At 67.9% G+C, this 25,212-nt stretch carries 24 protein-coding genes; 4 read left to right on the top strand and 20 right to left on the bottom strand.

Features of this window, described 5'->3' with window-relative positions; genetic code table 11:
* Window positions 1–21: 21 nt before the first annotated feature.
* Window positions 22–930, top strand: coding sequence for a LysR family transcriptional regulator (locus tag AC07O4_RS11715; protein ID WP_495304602.1), 909 nt, complete (start codon window positions 22–24; stop codon window positions 928–930).
* Between the two features lie 59 nt (window positions 931–989).
* On the opposite strand, the gene AC07O4_RS11710 is transcribed toward AC07O4_RS11715, so the two are convergent.
* The 4 genes from AC07O4_RS11710 to AC07O4_RS11695 form a co-directional block, all read right to left on the bottom strand.
* Window positions 990–2,057 carry a DUF4241 domain-containing protein gene (locus AC07O4_RS11710; RefSeq protein WP_495304601.1) on the bottom strand — a complete coding sequence of 356 codons (1,068 nt, stop codon included), beginning with the start codon at window positions 2,055–2,057 and terminating at the stop codon, window positions 990–992.
* A gap of 12 nt (window positions 2,058–2,069) precedes the next feature.
* Window positions 2,070–3,467 carry a CoA transferase gene (locus tag AC07O4_RS11705; RefSeq protein WP_495304600.1) on the bottom strand — a complete coding sequence of 466 codons (1,398 nt, stop codon included), beginning with the start codon at window positions 3,465–3,467 and terminating at the stop codon, window positions 2,070–2,072.
* A gap of 105 nt (window positions 3,468–3,572) precedes the next feature.
* On the bottom strand, window positions 3,573–4,211 hold the full coding sequence (locus tag AC07O4_RS11700) for a 3-oxoacid CoA-transferase subunit B (RefSeq protein WP_070059338.1): 639 nt from the start codon (window positions 4,209–4,211) through the stop codon (window positions 3,573–3,575).
* Between the two features lies 1 nt (window position 4,212).
* On the bottom strand, window positions 4,213–5,016 hold the full coding sequence (locus AC07O4_RS11695; RefSeq protein ID WP_062476435.1) for a CoA transferase subunit A: 804 nt from the start codon (window positions 5,014–5,016) through the stop codon (window positions 4,213–4,215).
* A 93-nt stretch (window positions 5,017–5,109) separates the two neighbouring features.
* On the opposite strand from AC07O4_RS11695, the gene AC07O4_RS11690 reads away from it, so the two are divergent.
* Entirely contained in the window at window positions 5,110–5,676 is a 567-nt protein-coding gene (locus AC07O4_RS11690) for a LuxR C-terminal-related transcriptional regulator (RefSeq protein ID WP_062476432.1), read from the top strand.
* 138 nt (window positions 5,677–5,814) lie between these two features.
* Here AC07O4_RS11690 and AC07O4_RS11685 read toward each other — a convergent pair whose 3' ends face one another.
* Window positions 5,815–6,318: a GNAT family N-acetyltransferase gene (locus AC07O4_RS11685; RefSeq protein WP_495304599.1), complete on the bottom strand. Its 504-nt coding sequence runs from the start codon at window positions 6,316–6,318 to the stop codon at window positions 5,815–5,817.
* Between the two features lie 162 nt (window positions 6,319–6,480).
* Here AC07O4_RS11685 and AC07O4_RS11680 point away from each other — a divergent pair, with 162 nt between their 5' ends.
* A complete protein-coding gene (locus tag AC07O4_RS11680) occupies window positions 6,481–6,627 on the top strand; it encodes a hypothetical protein (protein ID WP_167395007.1) in 147 nt (48 codons plus the stop codon).
* A gap of 16 nt (window positions 6,628–6,643) precedes the next feature.
* Here AC07O4_RS11680 and AC07O4_RS11675 read toward each other — a convergent pair whose 3' ends face one another.
* The 13 genes from AC07O4_RS11675 to AC07O4_RS11615 all read right to left on the bottom strand — a co-directional run bounded on the left by AC07O4_RS11675 (window position 6,644) and on the right by AC07O4_RS11615 (window position 22,100).
* A complete protein-coding gene (locus tag AC07O4_RS11675) occupies window positions 6,644–7,609 on the bottom strand; it encodes a Bug family tripartite tricarboxylate transporter substrate binding protein (protein ID WP_495304598.1) in 966 nt (321 codons plus the stop codon).
* 48 nt (window positions 7,610–7,657) lie between these two features.
* A complete protein-coding gene (locus tag AC07O4_RS11670; protein ID WP_495304597.1) occupies window positions 7,658–8,038 on the bottom strand; it encodes a VOC family protein in 381 nt (126 codons plus the stop codon).
* Entirely contained in the window at window positions 8,035–9,018 is a 984-nt protein-coding gene (locus AC07O4_RS11665; protein ID WP_495304596.1) for a hydroxymethylglutaryl-CoA lyase, read from the bottom strand. Before AC07O4_RS11665 ends, AC07O4_RS11670 begins: the two co-directional genes overlap by 4 nt.
* On the bottom strand, window positions 9,015–10,187 hold the full coding sequence (locus AC07O4_RS11660; protein ID WP_495304595.1) for a CaiB/BaiF CoA transferase family protein: 1,173 nt from the start codon (window positions 10,185–10,187) through the stop codon (window positions 9,015–9,017). Before AC07O4_RS11660 ends, AC07O4_RS11665 begins: the two co-directional genes overlap by 4 nt.
* A gap of 111 nt (window positions 10,188–10,298) precedes the next feature.
* The gene (locus AC07O4_RS11655; RefSeq protein ID WP_495304594.1) at window positions 10,299–11,072 is read right to left on the bottom strand and encodes a hypothetical protein; all 774 of its coding nucleotides are present in this window, start codon (window positions 11,070–11,072) and stop codon (window positions 10,299–10,301) included.
* A complete protein-coding gene (locus AC07O4_RS11650) occupies window positions 11,072–11,770 on the bottom strand; it encodes a phospholipase D-like domain-containing protein (protein ID WP_070059346.1) in 699 nt (232 codons plus the stop codon). Before AC07O4_RS11650 ends, AC07O4_RS11655 begins: the two co-directional genes overlap by 1 nt.
* Window positions 11,770–17,037, bottom strand: a complete 5,268-nt coding sequence (locus tag AC07O4_RS11645) for a DNA repair ATPase (protein ID WP_495304593.1) — start codon at window positions 17,035–17,037, stop codon at window positions 11,770–11,772. Before AC07O4_RS11645 ends, AC07O4_RS11650 begins: the two co-directional genes overlap by 1 nt.
* Before the next feature lie 12 nt (window positions 17,038–17,049).
* A complete protein-coding gene (locus tag AC07O4_RS11640; RefSeq protein ID WP_070059348.1) occupies window positions 17,050–17,595 on the bottom strand; it encodes a TFIIB-type zinc ribbon-containing protein in 546 nt (181 codons plus the stop codon).
* Between the two features lie 14 nt (window positions 17,596–17,609).
* Window positions 17,610–19,778, bottom strand: coding sequence for a flotillin family protein (locus AC07O4_RS11635; protein WP_062476401.1), 2,169 nt, complete (start codon window positions 19,776–19,778; stop codon window positions 17,610–17,612).
* A 121-nt stretch (window positions 19,779–19,899) separates the two neighbouring features.
* Window positions 19,900–20,544 (bottom strand): OB-fold-containig protein, encoded by a 645-nt coding sequence (locus tag AC07O4_RS11630; RefSeq protein WP_095744901.1) that lies wholly within the window; start codon window positions 20,542–20,544, stop codon window positions 19,900–19,902.
* A gap of 42 nt (window positions 20,545–20,586) precedes the next feature.
* Window positions 20,587–20,946, bottom strand: a complete 360-nt coding sequence (locus tag AC07O4_RS11625; RefSeq protein ID WP_495299542.1) for a hypothetical protein — start codon at window positions 20,944–20,946, stop codon at window positions 20,587–20,589.
* Between the two features lie 2 nt (window positions 20,947–20,948).
* Complete coding sequence (locus AC07O4_RS11620; protein ID WP_489057179.1) at window positions 20,949–21,671, bottom strand: PspA/IM30 family protein; 723 nt, start codon at window positions 21,669–21,671, stop codon at window positions 20,949–20,951.
* Between the two features lie 12 nt (window positions 21,672–21,683).
* Window positions 21,684–22,100 carry a YjfI family protein gene (locus AC07O4_RS11615; RefSeq protein WP_062476391.1) on the bottom strand — a complete coding sequence of 139 codons (417 nt, stop codon included), beginning with the start codon at window positions 22,098–22,100 and terminating at the stop codon, window positions 21,684–21,686.
* Window positions 22,101–22,241: 141 nt separating this feature from the next.
* On the opposite strand from AC07O4_RS11615, the gene AC07O4_RS11610 reads away from it, so the two are divergent.
* Complete coding sequence (locus AC07O4_RS11610) at window positions 22,242–23,159, top strand: LysR family transcriptional regulator (RefSeq protein WP_354347730.1); 918 nt, start codon at window positions 22,242–22,244, stop codon at window positions 23,157–23,159.
* 15 nt (window positions 23,160–23,174) lie between these two features.
* Here AC07O4_RS11610 and AC07O4_RS11605 read toward each other — a convergent pair whose 3' ends face one another.
* On the bottom strand, window positions 23,175–23,552 hold the full coding sequence (locus AC07O4_RS11605) for a DUF779 domain-containing protein (RefSeq protein ID WP_495304592.1): 378 nt from the start codon (window positions 23,550–23,552) through the stop codon (window positions 23,175–23,177).
* Window positions 23,552–25,072 carry an aldehyde dehydrogenase gene (gene adh / locus AC07O4_RS11600; RefSeq protein ID WP_495304591.1) on the bottom strand — a complete coding sequence of 507 codons (1,521 nt, stop codon included), beginning with the start codon at window positions 25,070–25,072 and terminating at the stop codon, window positions 23,552–23,554. Before adh ends, AC07O4_RS11605 begins: the two co-directional genes overlap by 1 nt.
* Window positions 25,073–25,212: the final 140 nt, after the last annotated feature.

Raw genomic sequence — 25,212 nt, 5'->3', positions numbered from 1 at the left:
CCCGCACGAGGCCGCACGCACATGGACTGGGACAACCTGCGCTACTTTCTCGAACTCGCCCGCTCGGGCACGCTGATGAGCGCGGCGCGCCGGCTGGAGGTCGACCACACCACCGTCGCGCGGCGCATCCAGGCGCTCGAAAAGGAGGTGGGCGCGCCCCTCTTTTCGCGCGAGGCCGGCGGCCACCGGCTCACCGAGGCGGGTCGCCGGTTGCAGCCCCAGGTCGAGGCGATGGAAAGCGCCTTCCAGGCCGTGGAGAGCACTGCGCCGGCCTCGCAGGAAGGCCTGTCGGGGCTGGTGCGCATCGGTGCCACCGAGGGCTTCGGCACCGTGGTGCTGGCGCCGCAGCTGGCGCTGTTCGCGGTGCAGCACCCCAAGCTCACCATCGACCTGCTCGCGATGCCGCGGCTGGTACACCTGTCGCGGCGCGAGGCCGACATCGTGATCTCGCTCGAACGGCCGGCGCGCGGGCCGGTGGTGGTGACCAAGCTCACCGACTACACGCTGCGCCTGTACGCCTCGAAGCAGTACCTGGCCGCACACAAGCCCATCAAGACGCGCGAAGACCTGCGCGGCCACACCTTCATCAGCTACGTGGACGACCTGCTGTTCAGCAAGGAGCTGCAGTACCTGGACGAACTGCACCGCCCCGACAGCTTTGCGCTGCGCAGCACCAGCGTGCTGGCGCAGCACCGGGCGGTGGCGGCGGGTGCGGGGATCGCGGTGCTGCCGGCGTTCATCGCGCAGGACGACCGCGCGCTCAAGCCGGTGCTGCCGGACGCGGCGAACTTCACGCGGACCTTCTGGATGTCGATGCCGGCGGAGACCAAGCATTTGGCGCGCATGCAGACGGTGTGGGAATTTCTGCGCGCGACGGCCACGGCGCAACAGCAAGTCCTGCTACCTGACAGCACGGCGAACACGAAGTGACCGATTCGCGATTGAAGAAGCAACCGTCAAGGAGTTCTTGACGGTTCAAGTTCGCACTCTCAGGAAAACAGGCGCTTCAGGAATCCAGGCTTGGCCGTCGGCGCCGGCGCCGCCGCCTTTTCGAGCAGCTCGATCAGCCCTTCCACGCGCGGCTTCTTGAGCCGGCGCGCGTAGTCGAGGTAACTCTCCTCCTCGTCCATCCGGTAGAACTGCGGCGGCATTGGCAGTTGGCCCGGCAGCGCCGCCAGCAGCACGCGCAGCGCGTCGAGTTGGTTCATGCGGATGGCGCTCATGATCGCGGTCTCGCCGAGCGAGGGGATGATCTCGTTGGGCTGTGCGAGTCCGCCGGCGAGCAGGGGCTGGATCGCCGCCGCATCGCCCTGGACCGCCGCCGCGCCCAACGCCTCGAGCGCCGCCAGTTTCTCGGGCGAAAGGCTGGCCACATAGGCGTCGCTGCGCTTGTCGTCCTCGTCGCGCGCGTCGCCGCCCTGCATGACCATGAAGTCGGTCACGAGCGCCACGGGCTCGCCCGCCGCGTCGAGCGCCCAGAAGCTCGGGTAGCTGCCGTCACCCCAGCCGGCGCTGAAGATCAGCACGTTGTTCGCGCTGCCCGCGCCCAGCGGGTAGTGGTCGGCGATGTCGGCCGAGGCAAGGTCGGCGCCGAGCACATCGTCGTAGTAGCTGACGTACTCGGGATTGGTGGCGGACTCGCGCGCCTCGCGCTCGGCCATGGCCTTGGCGCCGTCGGCGTCCATGAAGCAACCGACGCCGGCATCGACCGGGTAGCCGTAGAACTCGTCGCTGCCGAGCTCGTCCTGCGACTGCCCTTCGAGCAGCGCCGCTTCCCAGCGCAGATCGCTTGCCGGCAGGCTGCCTCGCTCACGCAGCCACAGCACGGCCAGCGCATGACGGCCGCCGCCTTGCAGCACCTCGACGGGGAATGCGCCGCGCCCGCTCACGCTGCGAACGAAAGGCTCGCGCTCGGGCTGCACCAGCGGATCGCAGGCCACGATGCGGCCGCTCGTGAGGTGCAGGGCACCGCAAGGCTGGCGCTGCAGATGCCGTGCGCGCAGCGCCTCGTCGTCAAGAAAAATGCTCTGGAGGTTGTCGATGTCTAGATAGGCCATGCGCCCAGTTTCTCATTCCCCGGCAACGGCAGGCCACACGGGCGGATGGCTGCCCGGCGGCATCGACGGCCGCGGCCAGGCGGCCGGCGTGCGCGAGAGCTGCGCGCTGTGGCGCACCGCCGCCAGTTCGCCGAAGCCCGAGGCCGAGGTCTCGACGTACGGCGCGACATCGGCCCGCGCGATCGACAGCCCGCCGTCCACACGCCCCAGCCCGCGCAGCCACTGTCCCGTCTGCGCCAGCGACACCTGCACATGCCAGCTGCCGCCCTCCTGCTGCTGCCGCCACAGCGCCGCGGCGGCGCCCAGGGCGATCAGGTAGCCGCTGGCTTCGTCGAGGATCTGCATCGGCATCGGGCGCGGCTTGCCGTCGCCCGCGGCCTCGCCCTCGGCATGGTTGAAGCCCATGGCGGTCTGCACCAGCGAATCGAAGCCGCGCCGATCGGCCCACGGCCCCTGCGTCCCATAGGCCGTGAGCGAGACACAGACGATGCCCGGCCGCTCGCGCGCCAGCGCCTCGGGGCCGAAGCCCAGCGCCGCGATGCCGCCGGGGCGGTAGCCCTGCACGAAGACATGCGCGTCGGCCACGAGGCCGCGCAGCACGGCGCGACCTTCGTCCGTGCACAGGTCCACGTGCGCCGAGAGCTTGCCCCGGCTGGTGTCGGCGATGGATTCGATGTTCGGCAGGTTCGGCGAATTGACCAGCATCACGTCGGCGCCATACGCCGCCAGCGCCCGCCCCCCGACCGGCCCCGCGAGGATGCGTGTGAGGTCGAGCACGCGCAGGCCCTCGAGCGGACGCTGGTCGCCCTGCAGCGGCGGCAGCGCGCGCGGCGGTGCATCGCCGATGCGCTCGATGGTGAAGAGCGGTTGCGCCGCCACCGCCTGCCCGTGCGGCGTGGCGTCCCAGTCGTCGAAGCGGCGCAGCGCAGTAGCGACCAGGCCTTGCGCGGCGGCGGCCGATTCGAAATCGACCGCGCGCCAACCGGCCATCGCGGCCTCGGCGTCGGCGCGCGTGGCGCTGGCCGGGTCCAGCTTCATCAGGCGCAGCGCGCCTTCGCGGTGGTGCTTGAAGTTGGCGTGGATGCGCACCCAGCCGTCGGCGCAGCGGTACACGCCCGAGAAGGTGTCCCACAGATCGGGCACGCGGCCGTCGAGGCTGAACCAGCCCGTGCAGTCGAGCGCGGCGTGCAGCGTGTCGACCGCCACCTCTTGCCGCGCCACGCCGCGCCGGTGTCCCAGCTCGCAGGCCGCGAGCGCGGCGGCGGCGATGCTGGCCTGCGCCGCGAGGCCGACCGCGAAGGACGACGGCAGCACAGGGTCGGCACCCGTGAGCCGCGCAAAAGCCAGCGCCTCGGCGGGCAACCCCGCCAGTTGCCAGAGACCGGCCAGGACTTCTTCACTCGTTGCCATGCGTCGCCCCTTCAGGGAAGGAAAAAAGAAATGAAAAAGGCAGGGTCCGCTTGCGCGGCCCTGCCCTTGTTGCTGTCGTTGCGTTCGCGACCTTGTGCCGATGGCTTACTGGATCAGCTTCGCACCGGTCTTGGCCTGCAGCGCGTCGAAGCTCACGCCCGGCGCCAGCTCGATCACCTTGAGGCCTTCGGGCACGACGTCCATCACGGCCAGGTCGGTGATGATGCGGTCGACCACGCCCACGCCGGTCAGCGGCAGCGTGCATTGCTCGAGGATCTTGAGGTCTTCGGTGCCGTCCTTCTTCTTGGCCACGTGCTCCATCAGCACGATCACGCGCTTCACGCCGGCCACGAGGTCCATGGCGCCGCCCATGCCCTTGACCATCTTGCCGGGGATCATCCAGTTGGCGAGGTCGCCCTTGGCGCTGACCTGCATCGCACCGAGGATCGACAGGTTGATCTTGCCGCCGCGGATCATCGCGAAGCTGTCATGGCTGCCGAAGATGGCCGAGCCGGGCAGCGTGGTGACGGTCTGCTTGCCGGCGTTGATGAGGTCGGCGTCGACGTTGTCTTCGGTCGGGAACGGGCCGATGCCGAGCATGCCGTTTTCGCTTTGCAGCCAGACTTCCTTGGTGCCGGTGTGGTTGGCCACCAGGGTCGGAATGCCGATGCCGAGGTTGACGTAGAAGCCGTCTTCGAGTTCTTGCGCGGCACGGGCCGCCATCTGGTCTTGGGTCCAGGGCATCTCAGGCTCCTTCTTTCTTGTTGACGGCCTTCACGGCCGATTCGCTGCCGGCGGCGGCGGCCTGGGCGATGGCGGTCTGGGCCTCGACCTTGGCGGCGGCGGCATCGACCGAGGCGCTCACGGTGCGCTTCTCGATGCGCTTCTCGGGCGTGGCGTTGAGCACCAGGCGGTGCACGTAGATGCCCGGCAGGTGGATGTCGTCGGGGGCCAGCTCGCCCACTTCGACGATCTTCTCGACCTCGACGATGCAGACCTTGCCGGCCATGGCGGCGGCGGGGTTGAAGTTGCGCGCCGTGAGACGGAAGCGCAGGTTGCCGGCCTTGTCGGCCACGTCGGCCTTGACCAGCGCCACGTCGGGCACCAGCGAGTGCTCCATGACGTAGGTCTCCCCGCCGAACTCGCGCAGTTCCTTGCCTTCGGCCACTTGCGTGCCCACGCCGGTCTTCGTGAAGAAGGCCGGAATGCCCGCGCCGCCGGCGCGCAGCTTCTCGGCCAGCGTGCCCTGGGGCGTGAATTCGAGGGCCAGTTCACCGGCCAGGTACTGGCGCTCGAACTCCTTGTTCTCGCCCACGTACGACGCGATCATCTTCTTGATCTGGCGCGTCTCGAGCAGCTTGCCCAGGCCGAAGCCGTCGACGCCCGCGTTGTTCGAGATGACGGTGAGGTTCTGCACGCCGGAATCCTTCAGCGCGTCGATCAGCGCTTCGGGAATGCCGCACAGGCCGAAGCCGCCGACCGCGAGCGTCTGCCCGTCGGCCACGACCCCCTTGAGTGCCGCGTCTGCGGAGGGATAAATCTTGTTCACTCGGGCTCCTTGATGGGTGGTGGAGAGTGGGTGGGAAAGGCTTCAACGATACTACCTACTCGTATACGTAGTATTTCGTAATGGTGACACCCGATGCCCGAGATCGATTACCGGCTGGCTTTTGAACATGCACCCGTCGGCATGGTGGTCTCGAGCAACCGCACCATCGTCGCCTGCAATCAGCGTGTGTGCGAAATTTTCGGCGCGGAGCCCTCTGCCTTGGTCGGGCATTCGTTCAGCATCCTGTACCCCAGCGTGGCCGAGTTCGAGCGCATCGGCAAGCGCATGGAACCCTTTCTGAACGCCAGCGGCCACTATGCCGACAACCGCATGATGAAGCGCCTGGGCGGGCTGCACGGCGCACTGGCCGGAGAGACTTTCTGGTGCCACGTCACCGGCCACGCGATGAACCGCGCGGCGCCGCACGAGGCCGGCATCTGGACCTTCGAGGACCTGGGCTCGCGCCGCGCGGTGAAGGCCGAGCTCACGCCGCGCGAACGGGAGGTGGCGGCGCAGGTGATGCGCGGGCTGACTTCCAAAGAGATCGGGAAGGCGCTGGGCATCAGCCATCGCACCGTCGAGCTGCATCGGGCGCGGTTGATGCGCAAGTACGCGGCGGCTACGACTGCGGAGCTGGTGCAGAAGTTGATCGCGGGGTGATTCTTTTCAGGGCGCGTGCACAGGCCACCGGGTACTTCCCTCCGCGAATGTCCCCCGGGCTTCGCCCTCCTCCTTGATTTCGCTGCGGGAAGCACCCAGTGTCCTGCGCACACTGAGCGCGGTCGTGGTGCGGGGCGATCAGCCTGCGTCGCGCGACAGCACCATCTCCATGCGGACCAGGTCCCGCAGCGGGATGCCGTTCTGCTTCGTCGCCTTGCCCCAGCGGCGCACGAAGTAGTCGACGTCGACGCCGACGATCCGAAAGCCGAAGCGCTGGTAGAAGGCCAGCTCGCGCAGACTGCTGTTGCCCGTGCCGACTTCGAGCCGGTGCGCGCCGCGCTGCCTGGCAAGAGCTTTCGCCTTCTTCAGCATCGCGGTGCCGATGCCCTGGCCCTTGTGGGCTTCGGCCACGGCAATGTTCATGATCTCCCAGGAGTCGACGCGCGCGGCCATGAGCACCATCTGGCCGACGACCTCGCCGGCCTGTTCCGCCAGCCATTGCTCGCCGCGCAGCAGATACTTTTCGATCTCGGGGCGCGGGCCGTCCGCGTCGAACAGGAGCGTCCAGGGCACCGCATCCGCCGGGGTGGCCCTGCGCATCGTCAAACCCTTCATGTGAGTGTTTCGTTCTTTCCGTTGCATGACCCCATTCTGAGTTCTGGTCAGAAGTTCCCTGCCAAAGCCCCCGGATCGTTGCGAAAACGGAAACGCCGTGTCGACAAAACCCATGCGCCATCGCCGATTGAGAGGCCTATCGTGGAACCCACGCGAACACACCGTTCGCCCCACACAGGAGCAGACACCATGTCCACACCCCTTCATTCGGAAAAGAACCTCCTTCAGCAAACCAGGCTGTCCGTGGCCCAGGCCCGCGCGCTGGCCGGGCACCAGGTGCCCGTGGCGCTCGGCCTCGCGGCGGTGATCCTGTCGGTGCTGGGCGTCAAGCCCTGAACCTGCCCGGGGGCCTTCACTCCGGCTTGATGTCGGCGCCCTTGATCACCTTCGACCAGGCCGCGAGTTCCTGGTCGACAAACCTGCCCAGCGTGGCCGGGTCCATGTAGGTCGCGAAGGCGCCCTGCTCGTCCACCTTCTTGCGGAAGGCCTCGCTCTCGACGATCTTTTTGATCTCGGCGCTGAGCCTGTTGACCACCTCGGGCGGCGTCTTCGCCGGGGCGAACACCGCGAACCACGACTCGACCTCGTAGCCCGGCAACCCGGCCTCGGCCGAGGTCGGCACGTTCGGCATCGACGCGTGCCGCTTGCTGCCGGTGTACGCCAGCGCCTTGATGCGCCCGCCCGCGAAGTGGCCGATGACCGAGGGCGGCGTGGTGATGAAGATGTCGACATTGCCCGCCACCAGGTCGTTGATGGCCGGCCCCGAGCCCTTGTAGGGCACGTGCGTGGCCGGCTGCTTGGTCTGGCGCGACAGCAGTTCGCCCGCGATGTGCTGGATCGAGCCGTTGCCCGACGAGGCGTAGAACAAACCGCCCTCCTTCTTCCTGCCGTACTCGATGAGCTCCTTCATCGAGCTCACCGGCAGCTTGCCGCTCACCGCGACCACGTGCGGCGCGCGCATCACCATCGCCACCGGCACGAAGTCCTTGGTCGGGCTCCAGCGCAGGTTCGGGTACAGCGACGGGTTGCCGACGTGGTAACCCGAGTACTGCAGCAGCAGCGTGTAGCCGTCGGGCGCGGCGCGGGCCACGAACTCGGTGCCGATGTTGCCGCTGGCGCCGGGCTTGTTGTCGACCACGACCGGCTGGCCCAGCGCGCGTTGCAGCGGGTCGGCGACCAGCCGCGCCATGATGTCGGTGGAGCCCGCGGGTGCCGTGGGCACCACGAAGGTCAGGGGTTTGGAAGGCCAGGTGTCGGCGTGCGAGGCGGCAGCGGCCAGCGCGAGGCCGACCGCGAGCAGGCGGTGAGCGGGTTTCATGGGTTTGTCTCCGGTGGTTTCTTGTGGACTGTCTTCGGGCTGTAGGCGTCAGGGCACCAGCTCCGAAATCTCGATGAGATTCAGGTCGGGGTCGCGCACGTAGACCGAGCGGATGCGCGACGTGGCGCCTGTGCGCATCACGGGGCCCTCGAGGATCGGCACGCCCTGCGCTTGCAGTCGCGCAATGACTTCTTCGAGCGGCACGCTGGCGATGAAGCACAGGTCGAGCGAACCGGGCGTGGGCAGCTCGGCCTTGGGCTCGAACTCGTGGCCCTTCACGTGCAGGTTGATCTTCTGGTTGCCGAAGCGAAAGGCCTTGCGGCCGGCGCCGAAGGTTTCCAGCGTCATGCCCATCGTCTCCACGTAGAAGCGCACGCAGGCCTCTTCGTTGGCGGTCGTGAGCACCAGGTGATCCAGGTGGTCGATCATGCGTTCTCCTTTTTGATGGGGCGCGCCTTTGCGCGTTCGACGATGGCGTTGAAATCGGCCGGCGGCGCGTGCCGCGTCAGCCGGTGGCCGGCGCGCGAGACCTGGCCGGGCAACTCGTGCTGCACGAGCGATTCGAGTTCAGCCGCAGCGCCGATCAACCCATCGAGGTCCATGCCGGTGTCGTAGCCCATGCACTGCAGCATGTGGACCACGTCCTCGGTCGCGACATTGCCGGTCGCGCCCGGCGCATAGGGGCAGCCGCCGATGCCGCCGAGCGACATGTCGAGCCGGCGGATGCCCGCCTCGACCGCGGCGATGGTGTTCGCCAGGCCCATGCCGCGCGTGTTGTGGAAATGCGCCGTCCATTCCAATGCCGGATGCCGCGCGCGCACGGCCTCGCACACGGCTTGCGCTTGCGTGGGATAGGCCATGCCGGTGGTGTCGCACAGCGTGAGGCCCTGCACACCCAGCGCCGCGAAGCGGTCGGTCCAGCCGAGCACCGTTGCCAGCGGCACCTCGCCTTCCATCGGGCAGCCGAACACGCAGGAGAGCGACACGTTCACCGGCACCTTCGCCTGCTTCGCCAGCGCGATCACCTCAGCCAGCTGGGCGAAGGACTGCTCGCGCGTCATCCGCAGGTTGCTGAGGTTGTGCGTCTCGCTGACGGACATGACGATGTTGAACTCGTCGATGCGGCTTTCGAGCGCGCGCTCGGCGCCGCGCACATTCGGCATGAGCGCGGTGTAGACCACGCCGGGCCGGCGCGCGATGCGCTGCATCACCTCTTCGCCGTCGCGCAGCGCGGGAATGGCCTGGGCCGAAGTGAACGAGGTGACCTCGATCTTGGCGTAGCCGAGCGTGCCGAGCCGGTCGATCAGCGCGACCTTGTCGTCGGTGGGAATGAAGCGGCTTTCCATCTGGAAGCCATCGCGCGTGGCGACCTCGTTGATGAACAGCCGCGTGCCGTTGCCGGGTTTCATACCGCCTCGCCTTCCACACCACGCAGCGGCCAGCCCGCGCCCTGCAGGTCCGCCGTGTGTTCGCCCAGCCGCGGCGCCGCATGCACGATGCGCCCCGGCGTGGCGCTGAGCTTGGGCACCACGCCCGGCACCCTGAGCAGTGCGCCGTCCGAGCCGCGTGCTTGCACGATCATCTCGCGCGCCAGGTACTGCGGATCGGTCGCGATGTCGGCCACCGTGTAGATGCGCCCCACAGGCACGCCCGCCGCGTCGAGCACGGCCAGCACCTCGTCGCGGCTGCGCTGCAGGGTCCAGGCCTCGATGGCGGCATCGATCTCTTCCACGCGCAGCACGCGGCCGTCGTTGTGCACGAGGCCCGGGTCGTTCTCCAGGTCCGCGCGGTCGATGGCGCGCATCAGCCGGCGGAAGATGCTGTCGCCGTTGCCGGCCACCAGCACGTAGTGGCCGTCGCTGCAGCGGTAGGCGTTGGTCGGCGCGATGCCCGGCAAAGCGCTGCCGGCCCGCTCGCGCACGGCACCGAAGGCGTCGTACTCGGGCAGCAGGCTTTCCATCACGTTGAAGACCGACTCGTACAGCGCCACGTCGATGAACTGGCCCTCGCCGCCGTGCGCCGTGCGGTGGTGCAGCGCCGTGAGCACGCCGATCACGCCATGCAGCGCGGCCAGCGTGTCGCCCAGCGAGACACCCACGCGCACCGGCACCCGGCCGGGCTCGCCGCTGAGGTAGCGCAGCCCGCCCATCGATTCGCCGAGCACGCCGAAGCCCGGCTTGTCGCGGTAGGGGCCGGTCTGCCCGTAGCCCGAGATGCGCAGCATGATGAGCCGCGGGTTCAGCGCATGCAGCTGCTCCCAGCCCAGGCCCCAGCCTTCGAGCGTGCCGGGCTTGAAGTTCTCGATCAGCACGTCGGCTTCGAGCGCCAGCGCGCGCACGGCCTCCTGCCCTTCGGCGCTGCGCAGATCGAGGCACACCGAGCGCTTGTTGCGCGACTGCACCTCCCACCACACCGAGGTGCCGTCACGCAAGAGCCGCCATTTGCGCAGCGGGTCGCCGACGCCGGCGGGCTCGACCTTGATCACGTCGGCGCCGAACTCGGCGAGCGTCTTGCCGGCGAACGGGCCGGCGATGAGCTGGCCGAGCTCCAGCACCTTCAGGCCTTCGAGTGCGTTCATCTTTTCTCTGTCTCCAGGTGGGTTGCCCCGACTCTAGGAACAGATGGCGATGAACGGAATTGCTCGGATGGCAGCAGGCCTTCGCGAAACGCGAAGACCCTGCGGTGCGCCCTACTTTTTCTTCAGCGTGGACGCAGGCCTGGCAACCACCGGCGGCTCGGCCTGCGTCTTCACCCAGCCGCGCAGCATCACGCCCAGGCAGATGCCGGCCGCGAAGATGAGCCAGTACACCCACGAAGGCAGGTTCTCCACCCCGCTGTGCAGGTTCATGCCGAAGGCCGCGCCGACGGCCATGAGCGGAAAGGTCAGTGCAGCGATGGTGTTGAGCTTGTGCTGCGCACGGCTCATCTCGAGGGCCGAGTGCGCCTGCGCCTCGGCGGCGCGTGCGAGCCGGTAGTCGAGCGACATGCGCGTGTCGGCCAGCAGCAGCTCGAAGCCGCGTGCGATTTCCACCGCGAGGTCGCGCTGGTCGATGAGCATCAGGTCGCCCTTCACCGCATCGCGCGCGGCTTGCAGGGTGTCCTGCATGTTCCGCGCGGCGCGGGTGAGCGGGATCAGCGGGCCGAGGATCTGGAACAGGTCTTCCGAGGTCTCGGCGGCCTGGTGGCGGATCTCGAAGGTGCTGAACGCCGCGCGGTAGCTTTCGAGCAGCTTGGCGAGCGCGCGCTCGCCGGGGTTGTTGCCCTTGTGCAGCCACGTGCCGTCGGGCTTGCGCAGGAACACCACGGGCTTGCGCTCGGCGCCGGTGCCCGAGGGCGGCTCGTGCAGGATCACCATCAGGTGCTCCTGCTCATGGATGATGCGCTGCGCGCCGTAGGTGCTGCCTCCCAGCCGCTGCTGCATGGCAGCGGGCAGTTCCCAGTCGTAGTCGATTCGTCTTGGCATCAGGGGGCCTGCAGTTCTTTCCACAAGGTGTCGAATTCGTCCGCGAAGCGGCGCACCAGCGGCGGGTCGTTGCTCAGCACCAGGTTCTCCTCGTTGTACTCGCAGGCGCTGCGGGTCCAGTTGTAGCTGCCGTTGAGCAGCCGCGCGCCGTCGAAGATCGCGAACTTGTGGTGCATGTGGGCCTCCGTGCGGTCCACCGCCACCGGAATGCCGGCCGCGCGCAGCTGGCCGACGTCGCTGCCGCGGTCGTATTCCTTGTCGTTGTCGGTGATGAAGCGCACCGTCACGCCGCGCCGGTGCGCCGCCAGCACCTCGGCGGTGATGCGGTCGTCCGAGAGCGTGAACACGCACAGGTCGACCGCGCGCTTCGCCGTTCGCAGTTGCTGATTGATCGCCTGCAGGCAGGCCGTGCCGGGGCTGAAGTAGGCCTGCGATCGCACCGTGACGCTGTCGGGTGAACGGCCGGTGTCGATCGCGCGCACCACGCCTTCGAGCCACTTGAGCAGCGACAGCTGCTCGGGGTCGGCGGTGCGCGAACGCACGAGGTCGAAGGCGCGGTTGCGCAGCTGGCGCAGGCCGTCTTCGGGGGGCGAGGCCTCGCGCAGAGTGTGGACCAGCACGCGGCGCTCGTCGTCGCTCAGGCGCGTGTCGGCCAGGGTGGCGTCGAGTTGGGCCAGCAGTTCGGGCAATGCGGACATCAGTGATCCTTGTCGGCTTTGGGCGGAGATGGTGGCGGTGGCACGCGCTTGGGCGCGGCCCGCGTGGCCTGCACCTCGGCCGCGAGGCGCTCCATGTCCTGCTTGATCGAGCGGTCGAGTTCGAGCCGGCGCTCGGTGGCGGTCACCAGCGGCAGGATCAGCTCGCGGTAGGTCACGGCGATCTGCAGCATGGCATCGGCCAGGCGCTGGCTCTCGTTCGGCCCCTCGGCGACAGGCTTGGGCTCGGGCTTGAGTGCATCGACCGCGCGCGCCACGTCGAGCATGCTGCTCGCGATGCGCTGGCTGCCGTCCACGTCCGCGCCGCCGAGCTTGCGCTGACGCACGAACTCGTCGCAGATGGCGGTCCAGCGTGCGCTCTCCTCGGCCGTGGGGCTGCCGAGCAGTTGCGCCAGGCGCAGCAGGTTTTCTTCCGCGCCGGTGGTCAGCGTCTGGGCTTCGCCGCGGTAGTGGTCGCGCAGCAATGCGTCGAGTTCGTCGTCGCGCATCAGCGGCGTGATCTTGCCCGCGAGCTTGGTCATGTTGCGGTAGCTGCCCTGCAACTTGAACGGCGGCGCGGTGCGGTAGTTCTCCTGCTGCGCAGCCGAGGCGATGTAGGCCAGGTTGACCTTCAGCAACAGGTCGCGCGCCCGGAACAACCGCTGCAGCAGCGCCTTGATCTCTTCCAGCTCCACCGAGCTGTACGCGTGCGACAGCGCGCTGCTCGGCACGTCGTGGCCCTGCGCCATCTTCACCAGCAGCTGCACGTCCTTCGGGTCCCGCGAGGCCAGCGGCATCAGCGTGGGGTTGGAAGTCAGGCTGTTCTCGATGTACGAGAGTGCGAACGCCGCCTCGCGGCCCGAGAGCACGTCACCCAGGTTGTAGATGTCGGCGCGGTTGGCCAGCATGTCCGGGATCTTGAACACGTCGCCCGACTCGGTGTAGGGGTTACCCGCCATCACGATCGCGAAGCGCTTGCCGCGCATGTCGTAGCTGCGCGGCTCGCCGTTCCACACGCCCTCGATGCGGCGCGTGCCGTCGGCCAGCGCGATGAACTTCTGCAAGAACTCGGGGCTGGTGTGCTGGATGTCGTCCAGGTACAGCATCACGTTGCTGCCCATGGCCAGGCCCAGGTTGAGCTTTTCCAACTCCTGCCGCGCCGCGCTGTTGGGCGCGTTCGCCGGGTCGATGGCCGTCACGCCGTGGCCCAGCGCCGGGCAATTGATGCGCACGAAGATGAGGCCGAGGCGGTCGGCCACGTACTCCATGAGCGTGGTCTTGCCGTAGCCGGGCGGCGAGATCAGCAGCAACAGGCCCATGCGGTCGGTGCGGCTGCCCTCGCCCGCCGAGCCGATCTGCTTGGCGAGGTTATCGCCGATGATGGGCAGGTACAGCTCGTCGATCAGCTGGTTGCGCACGAAGGTCGACAGCGGCTTGGCCTGGAACTGGCTCAGCTTGAGCCGCGCCTTCTCGCGCTCGAGCAACTCGTGGCGCAGGCTGTGCAGCGCCTCGTAGCCCGGCACGGCGTGCATCGTGTGGAACAGGAAGCGGCGCCAGAAGTCGTTGAGGTTCAGCGTCAGGCGCCCCTCGACCACGCGCGGGTGCTCGCCGCGCAGGCCTTCGACGGTGCGGTCGAGCGCCGCGTTGACGCGGGTGCGCTGCAACGGCATCGCCAGCACGCTGGCCGCGTCGTCGGTCCAGTCGACCGATTGCGGCGCCTGGTGCGTCGCGTAGGCGCCCACCCAGTCGCGCGCCAGGCGCCAGCGCTCGGCCGGCGGTGCGGCGTCGAGGTCGTGCTGCCACGCATCGCGCCGGCCGCCGCGCTCCAGCTCGCGCAGCAACGCCGCCGCGAGGTCCTCGCCCGCGCCCGACACGGCCCAGGTCTCGCCGCCATGCGGACCGGCGAGTTCGCGCACGAGGTACGCGGCGGCCTGGTCGCACAGGGTGTTCACGCGGCCGTCGTGCGCGTCGCGTGTTTCGTCGTTTGCGGTGTCGGCCACCGGCAGCAGGTCGGGCACCACGTCGCGAGCGAAGTGATTCAAGGCACGCGTGATGTCGGCTTCGAGCTGCTCCAGCGCATCTCGCCGGCCGAACAGCGCCAGCATCTGCATCGCGGCACGCGCGCGGCGCAGCATCGATTCGCGGTGCGCGATCAGGTGGCCGTGCTGCCAGTAGAGCAAGGCCAGCGCGCGTTCGGTCGGGCCCCAGGCGAGCAGGCCCGCCTGGTCCTGCATGCCGACGAGCGCGCCCAGCAGGCGCATCGCGTCGTCGTCATGGATGCCCTTCTGGTAGCCCTCCTGGTAGCGCGCCGCAGCGAAGCGGCGAACCATGTCGAGCAGCTGCGGATGCAGCGGGTCTTCGGCCAGCTGCGTGAGCACCTCGGCCCACGTGCGCTCGGCCTTGCCGTCGAGCAGCGCCTCCAGCAATCGGCCGGCGAGGTATTCGGCGCGCGACAGTTCGGGCGTCTCGGACACCAGCGACTGGTTCCAGTAGCGTTGCAGCGGCAGCAGTCGGGGCTCATCGACCGGGCTCTGGTAGTCGGTGCCCGTCACCTGGTAGGCCATGCCCTCGTCGCGGGCGACCAGTGTCAGGTCGACCGGCTGGCGGTGCACGGTGAAGGCGTGGCGGCCCAGACGCAGCGTGTCGCCGCCCTCGCTCACCAGCTCGCGCTTGTCGCGGATGGAACGCAGCGCCTGGTCGCGCGCAGTCTTCAGGCGCGTGTCGAGCTCGTCGGCCGGCACCGCGGCGCCCAGCGTGCGCAGGTCGGCGATCAGCGTGTGCAGCTTGCCGATCATCGGGTCGGCCGCGAAGTAGCTGTGCACCTGCGTCAGGTCGCCGAACTGCGCGATGCGACGCGGAATGCCGTCGAGGATGCGCCCCGCCGCGTCGACCACGCCCTGCGCGCGGCGCTGGCGGGCGTCGACCAGGCTCTGGCGGCGCGCGGACAGTGCCTCGTACACGGTCTCGCGCTTCTCGGCGATGTCGGCCAGGAATTCTTCCTGCTCGGCGAAACGCCCTTCGATCTCTTCGAGCTGGGCCAGCAGGCGCGTGAGCGCGTCGTCGCACTTCTCGGGCGTGTCGGCGAACTCCAGCGCGTTCTCGACCGCCTGGCTGAAGAGCTTGAACTGCGCGCCGAACTCCGCGCGCGCCTCGGTGGCGCCCAGCGACTTGCGCCGCGCGCGCGCATCGGCGCGCATGCGGTTGATGTCGGCGTAGATCAGCGAGATGCGGTCGAGGATCGACGTGCGGATCACCGCATCTCCGCCCGGCAGGCTGCCCAGCTGCTCGGTCAGCAGGTCGAGCCCGGCGGCCTGCTCGTCGAGCGTGGCGAGCATCTGTCCAAGCGCGGGCGAGGTGGCGAGGTTGGGCAGTTCGAGCGCGAGCTTGTCCAGCGCCTGGCGCTGGCCGTGGAAGGCCGTGTCGGCCGCCAGGAACTGCATCGCGCGCTCGCCGATGCGCTGCTGCTCGACTTCGAGCGCGGCGTCCATCGCGGCGATGCGCGGCAGGTCGGCATAGCGCAGCTCCTTGAGCATCTGCAGCGCGCCGCGCCGCTCGCGCAGCCGGCCCAGCGCCTTCACGAAATCGTCGGGCGCGCGCCAGAGGGTGCTGGCAATGTCGACCAGCAGCGCATGCTGCTCGTCTTCCGCGCGGGCCAACGCACGCGCGGTTTCGCGGCGGATGGTGTCGACCTTTTCGAACTCGGCCAGCGTGCTGCGCGCCACCTCGGCGATGCTGCGCAGCTCGCCCATGAGGCCGGTGGCCTCGGGCGCGTCGAGCCAGAAGTAGGCGTCGCTCACGCGGGTGCACTGGCGGATCAGGTCTTCATAGGCGGCGCGCGTGGGCGCCTGCTCGCGCACCGCGCGGGCGATGCCCATGAGGTCGCTCACCCCGCGCACCAGTTCGGCGTTGCCGATCTTGCCGAAGAAGCCGGTGGCGGGCGGCTGCGCGCTCACGTGCTCTTCGCTGGCGAAGGGCGTCTGCCACAGCTGCATCGGGTGCACGCGCGTGGGCTCGACGTCGTCGCCGTTGAACACCAGCATGCGGCCGTCGGCAAAGCGCGCGTAGCCGTTGGCGATGATCGGCGTGGCGAGCTTCTTGTCGATCAGGTTGTAGTTGAACAGCGCATAGCGCCCGGGCTTCGGGTCGTAGAACACATAGGCCACGTCTTCGCCGTTGGGCGAGCGCAGCATGCGCTTGAAGCGCAGGTTCTCCACCACCTCGGCCGGCAGGTCGAATCGCTTGTACTCCCCCGACTGCAGGTAGTAGCCGCCCGGGAAAATGATGCCGTGGTCTTCGGGCAGCTGCACGCAGGAACCGCCGATGGCGTCAATGCGCTCGACCTGCTGCGTGCGGATGTTGAACACCAGGTAGCGCGTGACCTGCTCGCGGTAGGGCTTCACGCGCAGCAGGATCAGCATGCCCAGCTTGGCCCAGGCGATCTCCGCGTCGGTGAGCGACTGGCTCTTGTCCTCCACCGGCTCGCTGTAGATGCCCAGCCCGGTCTCGGTGTTGTTCTCGATCTTGACCGTGAGGTCGCCGCCCAGTGTCTCGACGAACACGGTGTCGAGCACGTTCACGTGCGGATGCTTGCCGCCCACGTGGTCTTCGCGCGTGGCCACGGTCCACTCGAAATCGTGGCTGGCGGGCAAGGCGATGTCGCGCTCGCCGCGGTTGTCGATGTAGTTGATGTTGCCGTTGCGCTCGATGGCCCAGCGGAACACGCGCACGTCGTGCAGCTGCTGGCCGATCTGGAACGAGGCGAGCAGCTTGTCCTGCGTGACGCGCAGCTGCAGCAGCGTGGCCTGCTTGTAGTAGGCGTAGAGCTCGCGGAAGTCGGAGGCGAAGCGCGCGTCTTCCAGGAAGGTGCCGGCCAGCGGCACGGGCTGCAGCTCGTCGTTCTCGGTGGCGGCTTCGCCCGGCGATGCGAGCCGGTACAGGCCGAACACGTCGCCCACGGCCGTTTCCTTGCGCAGGCCGATGAAGACGTTGTAGCCGAACAGCAGCAGGTCGCCGATGCGCACGATGTCGCGCGCCACGGCGTTGTTCTCGGTGCGCGCGCGGGTGCGCAGAATCAGCGCCTGGTCGGAGCGGCCGAACTCGGCCAACCGCTGCTCGTTGAGCGCCTGCGTCTTCTTCAGCAGGCCCTCGCCCTGGGTTTCGAGCCGCTTCTTCAGCAGGTCGTAGCTGCCGCTGCCGGAGACCAGTGCTTCGGTGGGGTCGATGGGGGCCTGGGCGCTGGGCGGCGCTGCGGTGTCGTCAGTGGGTTGCATGGATCGGCGCGGTCAGTCCGCGCGCAGCAGTGCGAGCAATTCGTCGCGGTGAGGCTGGGTGTCGAGCCAGGCGCGGATGCGGTCCAGCTCGTCGATGCAGTCGTCGCCGTAGCGGCGGCGCAGCGCGGCCAGGCGCGCCTCGCGCACCTCCTCGGTCTGCAGCCGGCGCTGCCAGCCGTCGGACAGCAGCTCGTCGAGCCGGCCGGCCAGGCCGCGGCTCACGAGGGCGCGCCACTCGCCCTGGTCGAACCAGAGGTTCTGGCAGGCCACGCAGCGGTCGATGCGGAAGTCGGGCCCGGCGCTCACGCGCAGGCGCTGCATCAGGCGCTCGCACTCGGGGCAGTGGCGCACGGCGGCGACGTCGAACACCTCGATCACCTCGTCGTCGACCTCATGCGGCACGCGCTTCGGATCGGCGGCCTTCCAGCTGCGCCAGTCGTCCATGTCCATCACCATGCCGTGGCAGTCGCCGCACTGCACGCCGAGCAGGGCCTCGGCGAGCGCGACAGGCTGCATCGCGGCATGGGTGGCGCAACTGCACTTCAGGTTCGGGTTCATCGCGCGCCCCCGGCTCAGTTGCGGAAGGAGGAGATCAGGTTCTGCAGCGCCGACTTCTGGCTTTCGGTGCCGTCGTTGGCGATCTTGCTCATCAGCGAGGCGACGCTGAGGTTCTGAATTTCGCCCGACGAGTTGCCCAGCGCGCCGACGATGTCGCGCAGGTCCTTCACCACGTCGCGCTCGCCCGAGAGCTGTTCCTTGAAGGCGACCTGCACCGCCTGGCTCTTGGAGATGACGCCGTCGATACCCTTGCCCACGGAGAGCGAGCGCACGAAGCTGTCGAAGTAGTCGCCCGAGCCGCCCACGATGTCGATCTTGGCGTTGGCGAGCGCGGTGCCCAGCACGTCGGCCTGTTCCTTGGCGATGGAGGTCTGCGCGTCGATGCCCTTCATGGTTTCGATGTGCGACTTTTCCAGGCGCATGCGGAACTCTTCGTGGTCGCGGGTTTCGGGGCTCATGGACTTCATGGCCTCGAACTTCTCGTGCAGGCCCTTGGCCTCGGCGTTGAAGCGCGCTTCGATCACCTGCGCGTCGGCCTGGCCCGACTTGAGCGTGGCTTCGGCGTCGGCCGTGCGCACGTTGACTTCGGCGAGGCCGAGCTTTTCCTTGCCCGAGGCTTCGGCCTCGAACTTGGCACGCATGCCGGCCGCTTCGGCCTGCGAGCGGGCCTCGATGACCTGCGCATCGGCCTGGCCGGCCTTGAGGATCGCGTCGGCATCGGCCTGGCGCACATGCACGTCGGCCAGGCCCAGCTTTTCCTTGCCCGAAGCCTCGGCTTCGAAGCTTGCGAGCTTGGCCTGGGCCGTGGCAATTTCGACCTTGGCGGCGGCCAGGCCCGGTGCGGCGGAAATGGCTTCCACGCCCTCGGCTTCGCGCTTCTTCGATTCGGCGTCGCGCTCGGCCACCTTGAGCTTGGCGTCGGCCAGCGTGAGTTCTTCGGCGGCCTTGTGGCGGGCGCGCTTTTCTTGCGTTTCGGCGGCCTTCACGTCCAGCACCATCTTCTCTTCGGCCTGGCCCTCGGCCATGATCACGACCGACTTCTTGGTGCGCTCGGCCTCGGCGACCACGCGCAGTTCCTTGATGGCTTCTTCCTGCTCGGCCACGGTGCGCTCGACCACGATGCGCTCGCGGATCACGTCGGCAATGGCCTTCTTCTGTACTTCGACGGCCTTGTCCTTCTCGATGCGCTGCAGGGTCACTTCCTTCTCGCGATCGACGATCTCGAGGTCGCGGGCACGCGTGACCTTTTCTTCCTCGATGGCCACCGCGCGCTTGCGGTTGTTCTCGGCCACTTCCTTTTCGCGCTGCACGTTCTCCTGCTGCACCGAGACCGACTGCTCGGCCATGAGGCGCGCGGTTTCGGACTTGGTGCGCTCTTCGGACTGGATCTTGGAGGTCTCGGCTTCTTCGCGGGCGCGCACGCTGGCAATCTCGCGCTGCTGACGCGCGGTGGCGTCGGCCTGCTGGCGCTCGAGCTCGAGCAGTGCTTCTTGCGTCTCGACGTTCTTCTTCTTGATCTGCATTTCCTCGTTGCGGCGCAGCTCGTTGGTGCGCACGTGCTCGACCGCCGTCAGCTCGGTGATCTTCTTGATGCCCTGCGCATCGAGGATGTTGTTGGCGTCCAGCTCGGACAGCGGCGTCTGCTCGAGGTAGTCGATGGCGGCATCTTCGAGCACGTAGCCCGAGAGGTCGTTGCCGATCTGGCTGATGATCTCGTCGCGGAAGCCGTCGCGCGCCTGGTACAGGTCGACGAAGTCCATCGACTTGCCCACCGTCTTGAGCGCTTCGGAGAACTTGGCCGAGAACAGCTCTTCGAGCGTCTCGTGGTTCGAGGCCCGTGCGCAGCCGATGCCCTGCGCCACCTTCAGCACGTCGTCGGCGGTCTTGTTGACGCGCACGAAGAACTTCACCTTGATGTCCGCGCGGATGTTGTCGCGGCAGATGAGGCCTTCGTTGCCCGAGCGGTCGATCTCGATGGTCTTGACCGAGATGTCCATCAGCTCGGCCTTGTGGATGATCGGGTAGACCATGCGGCCGGTGAAGGTCACCTCGGGCTCGGCGCGCAGCGTGTTCACGATGAGTGCGTGGCCCTGTTCGATCTTGCGATAGAACTTGGCGAACATCGCGAACAGGCCGAGGATGACGACGGCCAGTATGACCACGGCGAAGATGATGGGCTCCATTTTTTCTCCAGATGCTTTAAGAGCGAGCGAACGAACTTGGGTGAGGGATGCGCGCGGGCAGAAGGTGTGAGTGAATCCGGCGTGGCCGATGAACGGACATGGCGGGTTCGTTCACGCCTTCTCAGACGATGTCTTCGTGCGCCGCGATGAGGTAGCGCGCGGCCACCTCGTCGTATTCGAGGATGAGCGCGTGCGAGCCGCGCTTGAGGGCGTTGGGCGTGGGCGCCCAGACGCGGATGTTGAGACTGGCGCCGCGGCGCGCCACTTCGGCGCGGCCGTCCTTCTCGTTCACCACGCCGGTGACGACGCGGCAGACCTGGCCTACCAGCGCCGCATTGCTCACGGCCGTGTGGCTCACGAAGAGGCCCTTGAGCGGGCGGATGGCCACCGCCGTCACCGGGATGGCAAGGGCTGCACTGGCCACCAGCAGCACCGTGCCGGCCACCAGCTTGAGCACCATCGTCGGCACCAGCGGCAGCAGCCACTCGCCGCCCAGGCACGAGAGCGTCCAGGCCACGAGCACCAGCAGGCTCACGGCCACCGAGAACGGCACGCCGTTCAGGCCGAAGGCGACCACGTAGCTCGCGATCTGGCCCATGTCGCTGGTGTCGCCGTCGGCATGCGTCTGCAGGTCGACGTCGATCCCGCTGCTCTCGAAGTCGACCATGCCGACCACCGCGAGCACCCAATAGATCACCACGACGCCGAGCAGCACCGTGTAGATCGCGGTGGGGTACCCCGTCACCGCTCCCATGAAATCGCCCATTGATCCTCCCGCGTGCGGGTTGGTTGTTGTTCTCTTTTCTTCTTACCTGCCGCCCGGCTTCCTCGTGCCGGTGTTCTTCTTGTTCGCCTTGCCTGCAAAGGCAATCAGTTCGCGCGTGGCCCTCTCCTTGATGGCCAGGCGGTCGTCAGGTGACAGACCATACCGCGCCGCCAGAAACTCGTAGTCGGCCGTGTTCAACGACACCGTGAGGCGCGGCCGCTTCGGTTTCGAGGTGGTCGCCAGGCCCAGCACCTGCCGGATCTGGTCGGGCGTGGACACATGCTGCTCGAAGGCCGCGGTGCGCACGGCCTCGAGCACGGCTTCTTCCACGTCGAAGGCCACCTGGACCGCGCGGATCGCCTCGTCCGAGCCTTGCCAGCGTACCGGCTTGACCCGCACCATCGTCACTCCTGAACCGGCTTGGACGGTTCGGACGGCTTGGCCTGCCGGGCGCGGATGCGCTCCATCACCTTGCCGGTGCGGTCGGCATCGTTGCCGATGCCCGCCGCGGCCAGCTTCTTCTCGAGCGCGCTGTGGCCGAACTCGTCCTCGAGCTGCTGGCCCGCCGTCATGCGGTCGGACAGGTCTTCGTGGCGCGAGCGGATGCGCTCCAGCGACTCGCGCGCACTGGCCAGGCGCGAGCCGCCGCTGCCGATGTTCTCGGAGATCGACTGGGTGGCGCGGTAGACGCTCTCGGTGGTCTTGGCGATGCCGATCTCGCGCTCGTGCTCGCGGATGCGCGCCTCGGCCGACTTGATCAGGTCCTTGAGCCGCGACACCTGCAGCGCATAAGAAGCGTGGGCCTTGGCCTGCTCCTCGAGCTCCTGCTCAAGCGTGCCGACCTTGGCCGCCACGTCGAGCGCCAGGCCTTCCTGGGTCTTGTTGAGCGCTTCGAGCGCCAGGCCTTCGTAGCGCGCGACCTCGCCCTTCAGGCGTTCGATTTCGCGGGCCGACTGCATCTCCTTGGCCATCACGCCCGTGAGGTCGCCCTTGGCCTTCTCGATGCTGTGCTTGGCGTCGATGATTTCCTGCTCGTAGATGCGCGTGGCGTTGCTGTCGATCACGCTCTCGCCGATTTCGCGGGCGCTGCCGCGCAGCAAGGTGACCAGCTTCTTGATGACTGTCATGATGATCTCCGCTTAATTCAGGAATTCGGACAAGGCGTCGAGCGCATCGAGCGCGTTGTCGCTGAGCACGGCCACTTCGCGTGCGATGTCTTCCACGCTCGCGTTGCGCCCCAGCGCCCCCGTGAGCACGTAGCGGCCACCGACGCGTCCGAAGGACGACAGCGGCACCGACGGGTTGAGGTCGAGCAGCGATTCGAGCAGCTCGGTGCGCCGCGCGGGCTTCACGTCTTCCTCGGTCCAGAGGTAGCAGATGCAGATGATCTGCATGTCGGAGCTGGTGACGAAGATCGGCAGCTCGTCACGCCCTTCGATGCTCACCTGCACCACCGGCGTACTGCCCGGAATCGGCTGCAGCTGAACAGACAGCCCGCCCATCGCGGCACCGGCCAGCACATCGAGGCCTTCGAGTTGATCCAGCAGTGATTGCATACCTCTCCTTTGGGTTGTCTACCGTGGGAAGCGCGCGATGCTTCGATGGATTCACTATAGGTGCAGCGACATAACATGTCAAAAATTCTTTTAACCCGTGCGCATGACTTTCGGCACTGGCGCGCTCTCTAGAATCCGCCGATGGCCAGCACCATCAACCCCGCGCGTGTCGATTTCGTGACGCTGCGCCTGTTCTGCGCCGTCGCCCAGTCGGGCAGCATCACCAAGGGTGCGGAGGCGTGTCACCTCGCGCTCTCGGCGGCGAGCCGGCGCCTGTCCGACTTCGAAGCCGCCACCGGCTCCAAGCTGCTCGAACGCAGCGCCCAGGGCATCGCGCTCACACCGGCCGGGCATGTGGCGATGCAGCATGCGATGCGCCTCTTCCAGGGCTTCGAGCAGTTCAGCAACGAGCTGGGCGACTACGCCAGCGGCGTGCGCGGCCATGTGCGGCTGTGGGCCAACATGTCGGCGTTGACGGAGTTCCTGCCGACCACGCTGGCGGCTTTCCTGGGACAGCATCCCGATATCCGCGTCGAGGTCGAGGAACAGCTCAGCGGCGACATCGTGCGCGCGCTGGTCGACGGCCTCGCCGACGTGGGGGTGTTCGCCGAGAACACACCCGCCTACGGCCTCGACGTCGCGCCCTTCCAGACCGACGAGCTCGTGGTGCTGTGCGCCAGGCCGCATCCGCTGGCGCGACTGCGCGCGAAGCAGGTCGATTTCAAGACCTGCCTGGCACACGAATTCGTGGGGCTGAACCGCAGCAGCTCGCTGCTCGAACTGACCTCGCGTGCGGCCGAACAGGCCGGCATTCCGATGCGCCTGCGCGTGCAGGTGCGCAGCTTCGATGCGATGTGCCACATGATCGCGGCCAACCTCGGCATCGGCGTGGTGCCCCTGGCCGCCTGCAAGGCGCAGGTGGCCGCGCTCGACCTGAAGGTGGTGCACCTGAAGGACGCGTGGGCCACGCGGCGCCTGCTGATGGCGACGAAGACGGGCGCGGCGCTGACGCCGGCGACGCAGCTGCTGGTGCGGCAGCTGCTCGCCTCGTCGAACTGACGACCGGCCGGGGCCCTACCTCGCCGCCTCCGCCTCGAGCACCGCCCACTCCGCATCAGTGAACAACCGCGAGCGCGTCAGAAAGCGCACCCCCAGCGGCCCTTCCAGCGAGAACATGCCGCCGCGCCCCGGCACCACGTCGATGATCAGTTGCGTGTGCTGCCAGTACTCGAACTGCGGCCCGCTGATGTAGAACGGCATGCCGCCGATGCGGCCCAGCAGCCGGTCGTAGTCGCCCACGATGAACTCGCCCTGGGCGTAGCACATGGGCGCGCTGCCGTCGCAGCAACCGCCCGACTGATGGAACATCAGCGGGCCGAGCCTGGCGGCGAGGTCGTCGATGAGCGCGAGCGCCGCGTCGGTCGCGGTGACGCGCAGGACCTCGCCGGTCATCAGAAGAAGCCCAGCTTGTTCTCGCTGTAGCTCACGAGCAGGTTCTTGGTCTGCTGGTAGTGGTCGAGCATCATCTTGTGGTTCTCTCGCCCGATGCCCGATTGCTTGTAGCCGCCGAAGGCCGCATGCGCCGGGTACTGGTGGTAGCAGTTGGTCCACACGCGCCCCGCCTGGATGCCGCGGCCCATGCGGAAGGCGCGGTTCATGTCGCGGCTCCACACGCCGGCGCCCAGGCCGTAGAGCGTGTCGTTGGCGATCGACAGCGCTTCTTCCTCGTCCTTGAAGGTGGTGACCGACACCACGGGCCCGAAGATCTCTTCCTGGAAGATGCGCATCTTGTTGTGGCCGCGGAACACGGTCGGCTTCACGTAGTAGCCGTCGGCCAGATCACCGTCGAGCTGCTGGCGCTCGCCGCCGATGAGCACCTGCGCGCCCTCCTGCCGGCCGATGTCCAGGTACGACAGGATTTTTTCCAGCTGTTCGCTCGAAGCCTGCGCGCCGATCATGGTGGCCGCGTCGAGCGGGCTGCCTTGCTTGATCGCGGCCACGCGCTTCAGTGCGCGCTCCATGAAGCGGTCGTAGATCGATTCCTGGATCAGCGCGCGGCTCGGGCAGGTGCAGACCTCGCCCTGGTTCAGCGCAAACATCGTGAAGCCTTCGAGCGCCTTGTCGAAGAAGGCGTCGTCGCGCTCCATCACGTCGGCAAAGAAGATGTTGGGCGACTTGCCGCCCAGCTCCAGCGTCACCGGAATGAGGTTCTGGCTCGCGTACTGCGAGATCAGCCGGCCCGTGGTGGTCTCGCCGGTGAAGGCGATCTTGCCGATGCGGTTGCTCGACGCCAGCGGCTTGCCCGCCTCCACGCCGAAGCCGTTGACGATGTTCAGCACGCCCGGCGGCAGCAGGTCGCCGATGACCTCCATCAGCACCAGGATCGACACTGGCGTCTGCTCGGCGGGCTTGAGCACCACGCAGTTGCCGGCCGCCAGCGCGGGCGCGAGCTTCCACACGGCCATGAGGATCGGGAAGTTCCACGGAATGATCTGGCCGACCACGCCGATGGGCTCGTGAAAGTGGTACGCGAAGGTTTCGTGGTCGATCTCGCTGATGCCGCCCTCCTGCGAGCGGATGCACGAGGCGAAGTAGCGGAAGTGGTCGATGGCCAGCGGCAGGTCGGCGGCCATGGTCTCGCGGATCGGCTTGCCGTTGTCCCAGGTCTCGGCCGCCGCCAGCATGGCCAGGTTTTCCTGCATGCGGTCGGCGATGCGGTTCAGGATGTTGGCGCGCTCGGTGGTCGAGGTGCGGCCCCAGGCGCCCTTGGCCTTGTGGGCGGCGTCGAGCGCGCGCTCGATGTCGGCGGCGCTGGAGCGCGGCACTTCGCAGAAGACCTTGCCGGTGACGGGCGTGATGTTCCCGAAATACTGGTTCTCCACCGGCGCGACCCATTCGCCGCCGATGTAGTTGCCGTAGCGCTTCTTGAAAGGCACTGCGGTACCGAATTTGCCCGGTTCGAGCATGTCCATGGGTTGTCTCCGTTGGGTAAGGTGTGAACGGGCACCGCGACATGCGGCGGCCCGCACAGGCACCGCAAGCGGCATACCCGCGCGGATCGGGACAATCCCCAAGCCCCGCGCCACAGGGGCGCGGCCCGCGCAGAGGGTTT

The sequence above is a fragment of the Variovorax sp. GW821-FHT09D04 genome (genome assembly GCF_059416405.1).
The sequence above is the reverse complement of the archived record's forward strand: the minus strand, read 5'-3'. Positions and strand labels throughout refer to the sequence as shown.